The 16,748-nt window shown below is 65.6% G+C and carries 8 protein-coding genes; 3 read left to right on the top strand and 5 right to left on the bottom strand.

Annotation, left to right across the window (positions count from 1 at the left end):
- Position 1: 1 nt before the first annotated feature.
- The 3 genes from K1X74_08740 (at position 2) to K1X74_08730 (ending at position 9,868) form a co-directional block, all read left to right on the top strand.
- Positions 2 to 3,130, top strand: coding sequence for a protein kinase (locus tag K1X74_08740; protein MBX7166424.1), 3,129 nt, complete (start codon positions 2 to 4; stop codon positions 3,128 to 3,130).
- Positions 3,130 to 5,694 (top strand): matrixin family metalloprotease, encoded by a 2,565-nt coding sequence (locus tag K1X74_08735; protein ID MBX7166423.1) that lies wholly within the window; start codon positions 3,130 to 3,132, stop codon positions 5,692 to 5,694. The genes K1X74_08740 and K1X74_08735 overlap by 1 nt, the downstream gene beginning before the upstream one ends.
- A 151-nt stretch (positions 5,695 to 5,845) precedes the next feature.
- Positions 5,846 to 9,868: a hypothetical protein gene (locus K1X74_08730; protein MBX7166422.1), complete on the top strand. Its 4,023-nt coding sequence runs from the start codon at positions 5,846 to 5,848 to the stop codon at positions 9,866 to 9,868.
- 42 nt (positions 9,869 to 9,910) lie between these two features.
- Here the strand turns inward: K1X74_08730 and K1X74_08725 are convergent, their stop codons facing one another.
- The 5 genes from K1X74_08725 to kdpB all read right to left on the bottom strand — a co-directional run bounded on the left by K1X74_08725 (position 9,911) and on the right by kdpB (position 16,744).
- Positions 9,911 to 10,396, bottom strand: a complete 486-nt coding sequence (locus K1X74_08725; GenBank protein ID MBX7166421.1) for a glyoxalase/bleomycin resistance/dioxygenase family protein — start codon at positions 10,394 to 10,396, stop codon at positions 9,911 to 9,913.
- A 202-nt stretch (positions 10,397 to 10,598) separates the two neighbouring features.
- Complete coding sequence (locus K1X74_08720) at positions 10,599 to 11,288, bottom strand: response regulator (protein ID MBX7166420.1); 690 nt, start codon at positions 11,286 to 11,288, stop codon at positions 10,599 to 10,601.
- A gap of 7 nt (positions 11,289 to 11,295) precedes the next feature.
- Positions 11,296 to 14,013 carry a sensor histidine kinase KdpD gene (locus tag K1X74_08715; protein ID MBX7166419.1) on the bottom strand — a complete coding sequence of 906 codons (2,718 nt, stop codon included), beginning with the start codon at positions 14,011 to 14,013 and terminating at the stop codon, positions 11,296 to 11,298.
- A 31-nt stretch (positions 14,014 to 14,044) separates the two neighbouring features.
- Positions 14,045 to 14,626, bottom strand: a complete 582-nt coding sequence (kdpC, locus tag K1X74_08710; GenBank protein ID MBX7166418.1) for a potassium-transporting ATPase subunit KdpC — start codon at positions 14,624 to 14,626, stop codon at positions 14,045 to 14,047.
- 45 nt (positions 14,627 to 14,671) lie between these two features.
- On the bottom strand, positions 14,672 to 16,744 hold the full coding sequence (gene kdpB, locus K1X74_08705) for a potassium-transporting ATPase subunit KdpB (protein MBX7166417.1): 2,073 nt from the start codon (positions 16,742 to 16,744) through the stop codon (positions 14,672 to 14,674).
- Positions 16,745 to 16,748: the final 4 nt, after the last annotated feature.

Below are 16,748 nucleotides of genomic sequence, written 5' to 3'. Positions count from 1 at the left end.
AATGGCACACGGCACCTCGAACCTGGCGCGGCCCAGCTTAGACGAGTTGGTCGAGGCGTTTGAGCTTGCCTTCTGTCCCGGACACCCGCCGGATATCGCGGCCTTCCTGCCCGAGGCTTCGCATCCCGAGTTCCGGGCCGTGCTGTTGGAACTGGTGCGCGTCGATCTCGAACTGCGCTGGCCATCACCCCTGCGGCGCACCCTGACCGATTATCGCGAACTGTTTCCAGCACTTGCACAGGAGCACGACGCTTGGACGTGCGTGGCCTTCGAGGAGTACCGGGCCAGGCGGTTGGCCGGCGAAGAGGTCGCGGCGGCCGAGTACGCGGATCGTTGGGGAATTCGCGTCGACGGTTGGCCCCTTCCGGCGGGCCAGAGTGCGAACGGTTGCCATCTGGCTCAGCGCGCAAACGACGAGCCGCGCGCCGAGGCGCTCGCGCTGTTGGGCTTTGAATTGCTGGGCGAACTGGGCCGCGGTTCGCTGAGTCGCGTCTACCTGGCCCGCCAGGACGACCTGGCCAATCGTCTGGTGGTGCTCAAGATCGCTGCCGATTCGTTCGCCGAGGCCGACAAGCTGGCACAGCTGCAACACGCCCACATCGTGCCGATCTATTCGGTGCATGCGCTGGGCGCGTGGTCCGTCGTGTGCATGCCTTATTTCGGACAGACGACGCTGGCCGACGTCGTGCGCATGCGGCGCGGCGCCCAATCCAACCTCCCGGCCGGCGGCAGGGCGCTCGTGCAAACGATCAAGCGCGACGCGGATGAGACGCTCGGAGCGCCGCGGGTGTTTTGCGAAATCACGCCGGCGCTGCCGCAAGTCCGTATTTCCGAGAGGGCCGATCCCGACGCGGCACACGCCTCCGACGAGCTTGCGCGCCTCGCCAGCCTGAGCTACACCGACGCGGTGTTGACGCTCGTAGCCCAATTGGCCAGCGGGCTCGATCACGCCCACCGCCGGGGGATCGTGCATCGCGATCTCAAACCGGCCAACGTGCTGCTGGCCGACGACGGCCGGCCGATGCTGTTGGACTTCAATCTCTCCACCGACACCAAGCCTCGCGGCCACGCCACGCAACAAACCATCGGCGGCACGCTGCCCTACATGGCTCCGGAACAATTGCGGGCTTTCATCGAATCGTCGCCCGCCAGCGACCCCCGGAGCGATACCTACTCGCTCGGCGTGCTGCTCTACGAGTTGCTGACCGGCGAGCTGCTCTTCCCCCAGCGCAATGATTTCACAGAGCAGGGCCTGCGCCGCGCGCTCGACGAACGAAGCGCCGCGCCCACGTTGCCCGCCGCATTCGCGTCGGGTTCGCCTGCGGTGGCCGCAATCGTACGCCGCTGCCTGGCCCTGGCGCCCGCTCAGCGGTATGCATCTGCGGCCGAACTGCAGCGCGATATCGAACGACACCTCGCTGATCTGCCGCTCGAGTTCGCACCCGACCCGCCGAGTCGCGAACGGGTCGGCAAATGGATTCGGCGCCATCCGCGGCTAACCTCGGGCACGACCATCGCGCTGGCCGCCGTGCTGGTCATCGCTAGCTTGGCCGGCATGCTCGCCTGGCGCAACGAACGCCTGGCGGTGCTCGAATCGCAGGAGGTCTATCGCCGGTTCGAACAAGACGTGCAAACGGCACAGCTCGCGTGCATCGATGCGGCCGCGCGGTCCGGTGCGGCCGAGGAGGTCCGAGAGGCCTGCCAACGCGGCCTGGCGCGCTACGATCTGCAAGCCTCGCAAGATCTGGACCGGCACGAGCATTTCGACCGCCTGGACTCCGAACAACGGCTGCATGTGCGTCACGACGCTTCCGACCTGTTGCTGTTGTTGGCCTCGAACGCCACGCGCGGCTCCGCACGCGAAGAGCTCGAGCGCGGATTGGCCTGGAACCGTCAGGCCGAACGGTTGCTGGGCGCGGAGCAGCCTCCGGCGGCCTTATTCATGCAACGCCGGCAGCTCTTGGTGCGGCTTGGCCAATCGATGCACGACGGCGATCGCGAAACCACTGCTCCTCACGCCGCCGTAGCCGGTGACCAACCGCGCGATGCATGTTTGCTGGCCATGCTCTACACGGCTCAGCGCCGCTACCGCGAGGCCCTGCCGTTGTGGCAACAGGCAACCCGCGCCGACGCAAAAAATCTATGGGCCTGGTATGGGCTGGCGAATTGCTACGAGCGCTGCGGCGCCGCGGCGCAGGCCATCTCGGGCTACACGGCGTGCATGGCGCTGGCCCCGCGGGCGACGCCCTGGTACTTCCGCCGCGGCGTGGTCTATCTCGATCGCGGCGAGTATGGCCTGGCCGCGAGCGAATTCGATCTGGTACTGGAGCGCGAACCCCAACATCGCGAGGCCCTGGTCAATCGCGCGCTGGCGCGGTTAGGCGCAGGCAGGAACGCCGAAGCGCTGACCGATCTGGATGCAGCCCTTGCCCAGGGTCAGGACCAGGTGCGTTTGCGCTTGCTAAGGGCCGACGTCGAAATGCGCTGCGGCGATCGTGCCGCGGCCGCGCACGACCGCGAGGCGGCGCTGGCTCTGCCGTGTACCACGGCTGACGATTGGCTGGCCCGGGGAGTCGCCCTGTGCGAATCCGAACCGAGTACCGCCTTGATGGCGTTCGAGCGCGCTCTGCAACGCGACCCGGAAAGCCGGCCCGGCCTGGAAAATGCCGCCTACGTTCTGGCCGAGAAACTCGCACGACCCCAAGAGGCGATCGCCATGCTCGATCGCGCGATCGAAGTCTATCCCGAAGACGCCGCACTGCACGCGGCGAGAGGCGTGCTGGTCGCGCGAGCAGGGCGACGCGAAGAGGCGCTCGACGACGCCCAGCGGGCGTTGCAACTCGACACCAGGGCGCCGACCCGCTACCAGGTCGCCGGAATCTTCGCATTGACCGGCAGGATTGAGCCCGGTGACCGTGCCCGGGCCATGGCCCTGCTGGCCGCCGCGCTCGAGCAGGGCTATGGTGGAGCGTTGATCGACCGCGACCGGGATCTCGACAGCCTGCGCGACGATTCCGAGTTCCAGCGGCTGGTCGAGGCATACCGGCAATTGCGTGGCGCGGCCGGCGCCACCACCTCGGAAACCACCGACCAGGGGCGCGTGGCCGAGTTGTGGGGACTTCATCTCTAATGGCTCAGCGCGAACACGTGCGATCTGCGCCCCGCGCTGCGCTTGAGCAGCTCGAAAGCCGTCGTGTCTTGGCGGCCTTCAGCGTGCAGTGGCCCGAGCCGACCGAGTTGACGATCAGCTTTGCTCCCGACGGCACGCTGGCCGGCGATCGTACGAGCCAGTTGTTCAACGTGCTCGATCAATACCTGCCGCGCGCCGTTTGGCAGGAGACGATCGTCCGGGCGTTTCAGACCTGGGTGATCGAGGCCAACACCAATCTGGCCGTGACGTCGGACGGCGGGCAACCTTTCGGCACGCTGGGGTTCAAACAGGGCGATCCCCGCTTTGGCGACATCCGCATCGGTGCCGTGCCGATGGCGGCCGACGTGATTGCTGTTGCCAATCCGTACGACCCCTTTGTGGCTAACACCTGGGTTGGCGACGTTTTTCTCAATACCAACTTCGTCCTGGGCACCTCGGGCCAGGATGCTGCGGACGAGTTGTTCGAGATCATGCTGCACGAGGCCGGCCATGTGCTGGGCGTCGGCCACAGTGACGATCCCAACTCGCCGATGTACGAGCATTTCCAGTCGCACTCGAGCCAGACTCTGACCTTGGCAGATGTGGCGGCGTTGCGTGCGATCCTCGATGCGCGAAAAGCCGATGCGCAAGACCGGGCCCGCGCCAACGACAGCCTGGCCACGGCCACCGACTTGGAATTTGCGGCAGAGGCGTCGAGCTTCGAAGCGGCCCTCGCCGGCGACATCACACGGCCTGACGATCTCGACGTTTACCGTCTGGTGGCTCCGGTCGACCACCAGCCAATCGAGATCGAGATTCAGGCCGCTGGCGTCAGCTCGCTGGTACCGCGGGTCACGGTTTTCGATTCCCACGGCCAGGTTGTCGAGACACAGGCCGCCCGCGGCCCGCTGGACAACGACGTGCGACTTCGCCTGGACTCGGTCGCCGCGGGCGAAGAATTCTACGTACTAGTGGCCGGCGCGCGCGACGACGTGTACGGCATCGGCGCTTACCACCTGGCCGTCGTAGCAGCGCGCCCGGGCGCTCCGCCCGATGCCGGCGAACCGATACCCGCGTCCTCGTCGCCGACGCCGGTCTTGCTCGCCACGACGCCCTGGTATGTCGAGCACACGTATTACGAAGAGCACGACACGATTGATCGATTCCATCCGGCGGTGAGCTACCAGGTGCGTTCGGCCGACTTCGGGCCGGACTTGAATAACGTTTTCACCGTGGTCGTAACCGCCGAACATCACGAGGCCCCCTTGACGATCGCGATCTTCGACGACGCAGGGCGGCCGGTTCCCTACACCTGGGTGTCGCAAGAACCGCACCGCTGGGAGCTGCGCGTCGAACATGCGCGCTCGAACGCCGACTATGTGGTCGAGGTGAGCGCGCCGGGACAGCACGGTAGTATCGAGGTGGAAGTCGAGGTGGACTTCGCCCAGGATGCCACGCACTTCGAGACGTTTGTCAATCACACGTTGGAACGCGGAGACCAGGAAACGCTGCGCACGCTCGTCGTCAACCAGAGCCAGCTATTTCACCTGGTGCTCGGTGCCTCCGACTGGAGCCTGCCCGGCGAGGTCGGCGTGCGGATGACGATCATCAACGACCAGGGGCGCGCCGTGTTCGAGCAAAGCGTGCCCGACGGCGCCGTGCGCAGCTTCGATGTCCTGCTCGATCCGGGCGTCTATACCGTGCGGTTTACCCGGGCCAATCCGGACGGCCAAGGACCGGTCTGGATCGTGCTCAGCGGCGGGACCCAATCTTCGCCCCTGGGTCCGCAGTTGCGCGATACGATCACCGCTCCCGCCGGGCCCAGCGAGTCGGCGACGTTGGCCGAGCTGAGCTTCTACTGGCTGCCCTTTGACGCGGCTTCTGACGTGCCGAGCGTGCGCGCCTTGGCGCTGGCGGCGCTGCTCAAGGGCGACTTCCAGGCGACTACCGCTCTGCCGGCACGAACCGCAGCAGCCCCGCTCGAGTTCTCCGCAGCACTCGCCGATTTTGAAGTCTCGGCGCCCGTGACAGCGGGCGTGAAACTCGACTCCAGATCGCTCGGAGAATCCGGGGCAACGTCAGAAACCGCAGGGCAGCTCGTTCGCAAGCCTGTCGCAAATGGCAACGATGCGGCGAGCGAACCTCCTTCGGCAAATGGCGCCGAGACGGCTGTTCCGCAGACGCCCGTCGTCGCGGTGGCTGTGGAAATGGCCGTCGAACAAGTGCTCGAGGAACTCGAGACGCCCAGCAGCGCCGCCGGCCCAGCGCCGGAGCAGGCCGCGAGTGCGCCCTCGACCGCTGCACAGCCAGCCGAGACGGCTGTTCTTGAAGACGAGCCCCATGCTGAGCGACCGCGCAGCGAACGCCAAGTCGCCGCCGTCGGCGACTCGACGCGCGACTACTGGCCGTGGGCCGTGGCCGGTGGAGTCGGGGTAATTACCTACCTCGCGCGACGGTGCTGGCGCCCAGCTTCTCTGGATGACTTTCTGCAGCATGCGACGCGATCGCTCGCCCCCTCGAAATGGCGAGCTCAGATGCAGCGCAAGCAACGGCGCAACAATTAATCTCCGCCATTCGCCGCGCTTCTTGGCGGTCTGACGCTTGGCAAGCGGCTCCACCTTGCAACTCTCCCGTCGCGCGTCGCTTGGCGACCTTATCTCGCGAGGGCTGAGCCGCTCCGTCGCGCATCCCATTCCTGCATTGAGGCAGATTGCCATGAGCCGCACCACGCCGGCGTATCGCAGCTTGTTCGCTCGCCTGACACCCGCATCTCGGCGCCGCAAGGCATCGCGACGCCCCGCGATCCGGCTCGAGGCGCTCGAAACGCGGCGGCTGATGGCCGGCGACATCTTCGTCAAGGTGCAAGAGGACGCCAACCGTAACGGAATCGACGATCCGGGCGAAGACCGCCTGCCGGGCTGGACCGTGTACATCGACGGCAACAACAACGCCACGCTCGACGCCGGTGAATTGTCGCTGGTCACCGACGGGCGCGGTGAGGCAACGTTCAGTGGACTGGCCGCAGGCAATTACACGGTCCGCGACGTGGTGCTCACGAATTGGATTCCTACGACGCCCAGTTCGGTCACTGCCCGCGTGCGCGACAATCGGACCGACAACGTACTGTTTCTCAACTGGCACGATGCCCGTGGCAATATCGCGGGCACCGTCTGGAACGACGTCGACGGCGACGGCTTGCGCGGCGCGGGCGACCCGGGGCTCGCCGGCTGGACCGTGTTCATCGACGACAACAGCGATAATCTGCTGCAAGCAGGCGAGCAGTCGACCACCACCGACGTTACGGGGCATTACGAATTCCTCTCGCTGCCGGTCGGCAACTACCGCGTCGTCGAGGTGCTGCCGGCGGGTTGGGAAACGGCCGACGGATTCAGCGACTCGCGCTCGGTCAACGTATTGACCGACCTGACTTCAACGGCCGACTTCGCCAATCTGGTGCCGGCGGTGGTTTCAATCAACGGCACCGTGTTCAGCGACGTCGATTCCGACGGCGTCCAAGACGCCGGAGAACCGGGCCTGGAAGGCTGGACGGTCTACGTCGACGAAAACAACGATGGCAGCCTGACGGTCGGTGAACCCGCGGCTACGAGCGACGCCACGGGGCAGTACGCCATCACCGGCGCTACGCGCGGCACCTTCAACATTCGAGAGACCGTACAGGCCGGCTACACGCCCACCTCGCCTGCCGGCGGGGTGACCAACCAACGTCTGCGCAATGGGCAGCCGATCGCAGGGCTGAACTTCGGCAACCACGAACGCTCCGACGCAGCCATCAGCGGCACCGTCTATGCCGACTACAATCACTCCGCAGCGCGCGACGCCGGCGAGCGCGGTCTCGCCGGAATCACCGTCTACCTCGACGTGAATAACAACGGCTCGCTCGATCCCGGCGAGCCACAAACCGTCACGGCGTCTGATCAGTTCTTCACTCCCGCGGTCGACGAGTCGGGCACCTACAGTTTCACGCGTCTGCCCAAAGGTACCTATCGCGTCCGCGAAATCCTGCCCGGCGATCAACTCGTGACGCCCGTCGAACAAAGCTCGCACTCGATCGTGCTCGCACCGGGCGAACAGCGAGCGGGCGTCGACATGGCAAATCTATATCGCCCCAACGAAATCCGTGGGCTGCTATACCACGACGACAACCGCAATCACGTCCGGGACGCAGGCGAGCTCGGGCTGGCCGGTGTGACCGTCTACATCGACGACGATCGCGATCATGCCTACGACGCGGGCGAACTACAGACGGTTACCAGCACCGATGGCTCGTATGCGTTCACGGGCTTGGCGCCCGGGGCGTATGTCGTTCGCGTGCTGGTGCCGCCGGGACAGGTGCCAAGCTATCCGACCACCGCCGGCGGCGTGCTCTGGCCGTCCGGCACCAGCAATCATGCGCTGGGTAACGTTTCGCCGTCGAGCATCGAGATCGCGCTGGCCGACGGCGAAAGCCATCGGCAGAACGTCAGCGTGACGCTGCCGGCGTCGGGCGCCCTGACCAACATGGTCGACGTCTTCCTGCTGTTCGACGACACGGGCAGCTTCACCGCCAACAGTCCGATCGTGCGCGCGGCGTTTCCTGAGATCATCGCGGCGCTGCAGGCATCGCTGCCGGGCGTCGACTTGGGCTTCGGTGTCGGCCGTTTCGAGGAATACGGCAATTTCGCCAGCGAGTTCAGCACGGGCCGCCCCTTCGTGCTCAATCATCCGATCGTCGCGGCCAATGCCACGGGTTTTACCGCGACCATTCAGTCGGCGCTCGACCGCGTCGCGCCGGGCTATGGCGGCGACACTCCGGAGACGTTGATCGAAGCCCTGTACCAGACGGTGACGGGTCTGGGCTTCGACGGCGACAACAATGGCTCGATCGGCGATAGCGGTGCCGCGGGCCTGGTGTCGACGCAGATCAATCCCGGGGGCAGCGGCGACGTACCGTCGTTTGCTTCCTACACGGTCGACTCGACGGGGCAAGCCTTGCCAGCAGCGGGCACCATCGGCGGGGCCGGTTTTCGCCAGGGCGCACTGCCCGTCATCCTGGCCGCGACCGACACGGGGTTTGCCTACCAACCCAAAGGCGAGACTTCGATATCCGGCCTGAACGGCCTCACTCTACCGCTGAGCGAGTTGACGCAATCGGCCAGGCCGTCGACACCGTTCAACTCCGGCGCCGGCATCCAGGAAACCATCACCGGGCTCAACGCGCTCGGCGCATTAGTGATCGGCTTGGGCACGAACGCCAACAACACGGCCGACCCCCGTCGTGATCTCGAGGCCATTTCGCGGCTGACGGGCGCTACGAACCAATCGACCAGCTCGATTGCCAATGGCACCGTCGATCCCATCGATCCGGGCGATCCTTTCTATTTTCAGATCAGCTCCGGCTTCGGCGGGACCGTGGCGAACGGCGTCATTTCAGCGATCCAGAACGCGGCCACGAACGTGGCCGTGAACATGGCCGTGCGCGCCTCCGACCCACGCGTCCGGATTATCAATCACACCGGCACGATCCCAGGCCTCGGCGCTGGCCAGACGGCCAACTTCGACATCGAGTTCGTCGGCGATGGGCGGCCCCATCGCTTCGATCTGCAATTCGTACGGGAAGGCACCAATGTGGTACTGGCCTCGATCCCGGTGGTCATCGGCACTCCGATCCCGGGCGACGCCTACGCCTTCGAGGACCTTGACTACGGCCAGATCCATGACGCCGTCGATTTCGGCGACGACGACGATCTGGCGGCCATCGTCACCGGGCCCAGCTCGGCCTATCGCGGCGAAACGCTCGATTTCCAGTTGTCGGCAACCAGCGCCGTGGTCGATCCGAGTCACGACATCACCTACCAGATCGACTGGGATGGCAACGGCACGGTCGACCAGTCGGTCGTCGGCCCAGCCAGCGGGATCGCCCTGCAACATGCATTTACGTTTAACGGCAGCTACGCGATGACAGTCACCGCCACCGAGGGAAGCAACACAAGCCTGCCGGCCTCGCACGCGGTCGCCGTCAGTACGTTTGCCCTCCGTTCCAACGCCAATAATCCCGCCCAGACCGATCTGTTTTATGGCGGCACACCGGGCTTCGACGGCGTGTATTTCTTCGGCACCGGGACGACCGTCAGCGTCGTGACCCAGTTCGAAAACTCGGCCTTGCGCCCCGCATCACAACGCTTCACAGGCATCACCGGGCGGATACATGCGTTCGGCTACGACGGCCTCGACGTGCTCGACGCCGAGTTGGTCAGCAATCGCCCGGTCAGTCTCGACGGCGGCGACGGCGACGATGCGCTCTACGGCGGCTCGCGCGGCGACTCGTTGCACGGTGGCAAGGGCAACGACCTGCTCGTCGGCGGAACTCAAGCGACCGACGCAGGAGATCGCTTGTTCGGCGACGAGGGTTTCGACCTGCTCGTCGGTCATCTGGGGCCCGACACACTCGACGGCGGCCAGGGCGAAGATCTGCTGATTGCCGACCGCATCTCCTATCCGCCTGACGTCTATGGACTGTTGACCGGCGTGGCAGCGTATTGGGCAGGCGGCGATGCGTACGCAGCGCGCGTGGCGAGTTTGAAAACCGACAGCTTGCTACCCGACGATACCGTCGTGAGCGACAATGCGATCGACCGCCTGACGGGAAGCACGGAACTCGATTGGCTCTTCTATACCTTTGGGCAAGACATTGCGACCGATGCCTCGGCCGGCGAAGAGACCACCGACGCGCTTCCCTGACGGCCCCTCCGAGGCCCGGACACCGTCCAGCGACCACCGGCCCTAGGATTCTTTGGGCGTGGCCGAGGTGATCCGCAAGTAGTATCCGTCCGGGTCGGCGATTCGGAAGTCGGTGGCGCCCCAGGGGCGATTGAACAGCGGCGCCAAGATGCGAGCCTTGCCCGACTTCTGCACCCGCTCAAACGTCGCGCGAACATCCTCGACTTCGAGCACGATCTCGGTGCCGAGGCCCACACGGCTCGTTTGAAGCTCGGGATTGAAGTAATGCGTCTTGGACAGGCCGCTCCGCAAGCCCAGGCCGATCTCGACGGAGCCGGCCCGAATCGGTTGATAGTTGGCTTGCGCCTCGAGCTGCTCAAAGCCCAGGACGTCGGCATAGAACGCCGCGGATGCATCGAGGTCGGCGACGAACAGCTCGAGCCGCAATCGCATTGCCGGCGCCGGTGCGTGATTGCCGAATCCTCCGGTGGCAACCGCCAACGCCCATGCTCCGGCCACCGCGACGGTCGTCCAAGCTTTCCTGCTCATTGATTCACCCTGGGGTTGGAGAGACTGGAGCGCTCGTGCCGCGGCGCGTGCGCATCCGTGCACGTGAGTATATCGCCTCCGAGCGCTGCGTCCGTTCCGCGCGCAGCTCCCGGCGCTATCTGCGCGTGTCGGCGCTCAAATGCCAAAGCAGCGCCTTCGCAGCAAGGCCACACCGCGAAGCGCCGGACGCGCGAGCCCGAAGTCACTCGACCGCCAGGCGATAACCGACGCCGGGCTCGGTCAGTAGATAGCGCGGGTGCGCCGGGTTGGCTTCGAGCTTTTGCCGCAATTGGGCCATGTAGACCCGCAAGTAGTGCGTTTCGCCGGTACTGGCCGGGCCCCACACCTCGCGGAGCAGGTGCCGATGGGTCACGACTTTTCCGGCATGCTTGACCAGGGTCGTCAGCAACCGGTACTCATTCGGCGTCAGGCGCACCTGGCGGTTATCGACCAGGACGCGCCGCGCCGCTTGATCGACGGTCAGCGAGCCGACCGTGAAGACGGCTTCGCCGTCGGGGCGCCCGGCGCTGTGCCGCAACGCGACGCGCAAGCGCGCCAACAACTCGCCAACCCCGAAGGGCTTGGTCAGATAGTCGTCCGCGCCGGCGTCCAGCGCAACGACCTTGTCGTTCTCCTGGCCACGGGCCGAGAGGATCAGGACCGGTACCTGCGACCAGCCCCGGATTTGCCGCAACACCTCGAGGCCTTCGACATCGGGCAGGCCAAGATCGAGGATCACCACGTCGGGCTGCTGGCTGGCGGCCTCGCGGATGGCGGCCTGGCCAGTTTCGGCCTCGATCAAGACAAAACCCTGGCTACCGAGTGCCGCGCGCAAGAAGCGCCGGATTTCCGGCTCGTCTTCGACCACCAGCACGCGCGCAGCGACGGGCATCATGACGTCATTCAGTCCGGGAATGTTCGACGGGAACTTCCTCGGGCACGGCCGGGGGAGGTGAACCGGCGAGCGGCAGCCGGAAACGAAACACGGCCCCGCCGCCGGGACGATCGTCCACGGCGATGCGCCCGCCGTGCAGCTCGACGATGCTGCGGCAGATGGCTAGACCGAGCCCTACGCCCATCCGCCCAGCGGCATTGGCCGAGCGATAGAACTTTTCGAAAATCTGGGTGCGGTCAGCGGCGTTGATCCCGGGCCCACGATCGGCGACCGCTACTTCGACTTCGTTGTCTTGCAGCCTGGCCGTAATCTCGATGGGTGTTCCCGGCGGGGAATACTTGGCCGCGTTTTCCAGCAAGTTCGTCAGCACTTGCTGCACGAGCAGTCCATCGATGGGAACCAGCGGCAAATCGGCCGGCAGTTGCACGCGTACCTCGCGTCCGTGCAGGGGGCGCGCGAGCCGGTTGAGGGCCACGCCGATCACCTCCTCGAGCGGCTGCCATTCCTTCTGCAGGGCAATCGCCCCGGCCTCGAGCCGCGTCATGTCCAGCAGATTGGCCACGAGCCGATTCAGGCGATCACCCTCGATAAAAATCGATTCGGCCAGCTCGCGCCGGACCCCAGGCTCGAGCAGCGCGTCATTCTCCAGGAGAGTGCTGCTCGCGCCCGTAATGGCGGCCAAAGGCGTGCGCAAATCGTGCGATACGGCGCTCAGCAGCGAGTTCCGCAGCCGCTCGGCCTCCATCTGCACCTGCAGCTTGCGGGCCTCGGCCGCAGCTTCGATGCGCTCGGCGGCCAGCGCGATTTGTCCGGCGAATGTCACGAGTTGACGCAACTGGTCGGGCGAAAAATAGCGTTGCTCCGCGCTGCTGACCAGGGCCATCACGCCCATGCTTTTCTGGCTTACGTTCAACGGCAGATAGAGCCCCCGCGCCGAGGGGAGCGTGTCGGTGCCTCGCCCGGCGGGTTGCTGGTGGTCGAAGGCCCATTGCGCAACACCCAGTTCGTGTTCGTCGAGTGCACGCTGATCGGCATGTTCACCCAGCGGCCGCAGGCGCCGCGTTGCCGGGTCGGGAAACAACAGATGAACGTCCCCGGCAAACGCCTGCCCGATGTGACGCCTCGCCGGCGGTAGCAGTTGCAACAAGGTCGCCGCATCGACCAACTCGCGACTCATCGCATACAAGGCCGCCGTGCGGTGTTCCCGGGCGCGGGCCGATTCGGCTTGAAATCGTACGCGGGCCGTCAGCGTCCCCACGATCAGACCCGTCATCAGCATGACGGCGAAAGTCAGCAAGTATTGCGTGTCGCTGACGGCGAAAGTCAGGTACGGCGGCACGAAGAAATAATCGAACGTCGCCACGCTCAACACGGCCGCCAAGGCCGAGGGACCGCGTCCGAGCCACAGGGCGCTGGCCACGACGCCGAGCAGATAAATCATGATCAGGTTGGCCGTGCCGGAAACAGGAAACGCCAGCCAACAAACGACCGAACAGACGGCCACGATGCCGGCTGCCGAGCCATAGCCAGCGTAGTTGATCGCCGGCTCGGCAATCGCCGGGCGCCGGCCGACCGGCTCGGATTGCTCGCCCGTGATGACGTAGATATCGACGTCGCCGCACTTGCGGGTCAACTCGTAAACGAACGACCCGCGCAGCCATTCTTGCCAGCGGGGCTGCTGCGGCTTGCCAACCACGATCTTCGAGACGTTCTTTGTCCGGGCGAGGTGTAAGACCTCGTCGGCAAAATGGGCCGCCGGCAGCGTCACCGTCTCGGCCCCGAGCTGTTCGGCCAGTTGCAGGGTTTGAGCCAGCCGGTCGCGATCGGCCGCCGACATCCGGGTGTCGCCAGCTGTCTCGACGTGCACTGCGATCCACGGCGCGCGCAAACTCGTGGCCATGCGACGCGTGGCGCGCACCAACCGCATCGAATGCGGGCTGGCGCTCACGCAAACCAGCAGCCGCTCCGAGGCCGGCCAGATGCGGGTGACCAGGTTTTCGGCCCGGTAATCCGCCATCTGCGCGTCGACGCGTTCGGCCATCCGACGCAGCGACAACTCGCGCAGCGCGATCAGGTTGCCTTTGCGAAAGAAATTGTCGATCGCGTGGCGCGCCTGCTCGGGAAAGTAGACCTTGCCCTCGCGCAGGCGCTCGATCAGGTCGTCGGGAGCCAAATCGACCAGTTCGACTTCGTTCGCCTGCTCGAATACCGAGTCGGGCACCGTCTCGCGAACCGGAATCCCCGTGATCTGCGCCACCAGGTCGTTGACGGTTTCGAGATGCTGCACGTTGACCGTTGTGAAGACGTCGATTCCCGCCTTGAGCAGGTCCTCGATGTCTTGCCAGCGCTTGGCATGGGTCATCCCCGGAGCGTTGGTGTGGGCCAGCTCGTCGACCAGGACCAACTGCGGGCACCGCGCCAGCGCCGCCTCGAGGTCGAATTCGAGCAGCGTCCGGTCGCGATACACCACCTCGCGGCGCGACAACATGTCAAGCCCGAGCACCAGGGCCTGGGTATCGGGCCGGGCATGCGGCTCGACGTAGCCGACGAGCACGTCGACGCCTTCTTTGGCGACCTTGCGGCCGGCCTCGAGCATGGCATAGGTTTTTCCCACGCCCGGCGCAAACCCGAAGAAGATCTTCAGTTTGCCGCGCTCGGCGCGGGCTTCCTGGGCCTGGACGGAGGCCAACAGCGCATCGGGATCAGGTCGTTGGTCGGCCATCGTGGCAAGCTCTTTCCAACCTGCGGCAGCTTTACTTGCGCTGCAATCGATCCAAGTGCAAATTCACCAACAAGACATTCACACGGGGCTCGCCCAGGATGCCCAACGTCCGCATTGCCGTATGCTGCCGTACGACGGCGCGCACTTCGGCCTCGGGCAGGCCGCGCGCATGCGCCACGCGGGCCACCTGGTAATCCGCGGCCGCCGGGCTGATGTGTGGATCGAGACCCGAACCGGACGCAGTGACCAAGTCCACGGGTATTCTAACGCTGGGAACATGACCCGCGGCACGTAGCGCTTCGACGCGTGATCGGGCAGCTTCGGCCAGCGCCGGGTTCAGCGGGCCCCAATTCGACCCGCTCGACGCTCCCGCGTTGTACGGGACGGGCCCCGTCGCGGAGAGCCGCCCCCAGAAGTATTGCGGGGCGTCGAACGCCTGCCCAATCAGTTCCGAGCCCACCGCACGGCCTTGCTCGTCGACGAGCACGCTGCCGTTGGCCTGATGGGGCATGGCCAGTTGAGCAACCAATGTGACCGCGGCCGGATAGATCACCCCGGTCAGCAGCGAAAGCAAAGCAAAGATCACCAGGGCCGGACGACATTGACGCCACATGGAAGGAATTCCCGCTGGTTGGTTCACAAATGGCTGCCGGGGCAATCACGCCAGGTTGAGCGCTGCCAGGATCAGATCGACGGCCTTGATCCCGATGAAGGGCACGACCAGCCCGCCAACGCCATAAATGAGCAGGTTGTCGCGCAGCAGGGTTGCCGCGCCTACCGCCCGGTACTTGACGCCCCGCAAGGCCAGGGGGATCAACGCGACGATGATCAGCGCGTTGAAAATGACCGCCGAGAGGATTGCGCTTTGGGGCGTCGCCAGACGCATCAGGTTCAAACGATCGAGTACCGGGTAGGTGGTCGCAAATGCCGCCGGGATGATGGCGAAGTATTTCGCGACGTCGTTCGAAAGGCTGAAGGTCGTCAGTGCCCCGCGGGTCATCAACAGTTGCTTGCCGATCTGCACGATCTCGATCAGCTTGGTCGGATTCGAATCGAGATCGACCATGTTGCCGGCCTCTTTCGCGGCTTGCGTGCCGGAGTTCATGGCCACGGCGACGTCGGCTTGGGCCAAAGCAGGCGAGTCGTTCGTGCCGTCGCCCGTCATGGCGACCAGCCGTCCGCCGGCCTGCTGCTGACGAATGAGCGTGAGCTTCGCCTCGGGCGTGGCCTGCGCGAGAAAGTCGTCGACGCCCGCTTCGGCGGCGATCGCCGCGGCCGTCAACGGGTTGTCGCCGGTGATCATCACTGTCTTGATGCCCATCTTTCGCAACTCGCCGAAACGTTCCCGAATCCCGCCCTTGACGATGTCCTTGAGAAACACGGTTCCCAAGGCGCGCTGCCCTTCGCAGACGACCAGCGGCGTGCCGCCGAGCCGGGAGATTTCGTTCACGTCGCGCTCGACCTCGGACGGCAGGCCGGCGTGCTGCTCGCCGAGAAAATGGCGGATCGCGTCGGCCGCACCCTTGCGAATGCGCCGGCCGTCGAAGTCGACGCCGCTGAGCCGCGTCTGGGCGCTGAACGGGATGAATTTTGCGTGCAGCTCCTGAACGTTCCGGCCGCGCAGCCCATAGCGCTGCTTGGCCAGCACGACGATGCTGCGGCCCTCGGGCGTCTCATCGGCCAGCGAGGCCAGTTGCGCGGCGTTGGCCAGCGTCTCGATCTCGATCCCCAGGGCCGGCCGCAACTCGACCGCCTGGCGATTGCCCAGCGTGATCGTGCCCGTCTTGTCGAGCAGCAACACGTCGACGTCGCCGGCGGCCTCGACGGCGCGGCCCGACGTCGCGATCACGTTCGCGCGAATCATCCGGTCCATGCCGGCAATGCCGATGGCCGAAAGCAGCCCGCCGATGGTCGTCGGAATCAAGCACACCAGTAGCGCCACCAGCACCGTGATTGTGATCGGCGCCCCTTGGCCGGTCGACCGGACGCTGTACACCGACAGCGGCAACAGCGTCGCACACGCCAGGAGAAAGACGATCGTCATCACGGCTAATAAGATGCTCAGTGCAATCTCGTTGGGAGTTTTCTGCCGCCTGGCGCCTTCGACCAGGGCGATCATCCGGTCGAGAAATGTCTCGCCCGGGTTCGCCGTCACGCGTACCACGAGCCAATCGGACAACACGATCGTGCCGCCCGTGACGCTGCTGCGGTCGCCGCCCGACTCGCGAATCACCGGGGCGCTTTCTCCGGTGATGGCGCTTTCGTTGACCGAGGCGACGCCCTCGATGATCTCGCCATCGGCCGGAATCGTGTCACCGGCCTCGACCAGCACCACGTCGTCGCGGCGCAGTTTCGTGGCCGACACGGGGTGATGCTTGGCGCCGTGGCGTGGCTCGGCCAACTGCTTGGCGATCACGTCGCGGCGCGATTGCCGCAGGCTGTCGGCCTGGGCCTTGCCGCGTCCCTCGGCCATCGCCTCGGCAAAGTTGGCGAACAGCACCGTGAACCAGAGCCAGGCCGAGATGCCGAAAATGAACGGAGCCCCGGCCTCGCCCTGGCCCACCACTGCCTGCACGAACAACGCGGTGGTCGCCACGCTGCCGACCCAGACGGTGAACATTACGGGGTTGCGAACCTGGTGTCTCGGATTGAGCTTGCGCAAGGCATCGACCAGCGCCCGACGCACCAGCGGGCCATCGAACAACGAACGTGCCTGTACCTGCGACGACATCGAT

The sequence above is a fragment of the Pirellulales bacterium genome, assembly GCA_019694435.1.
GTDB lineage: Bacteria > Planctomycetota > Planctomycetia > Pirellulales > JAEUIK01 > JAIBBZ01.
This window is presented reverse-complemented; position numbering and strand designations above follow the sequence as displayed.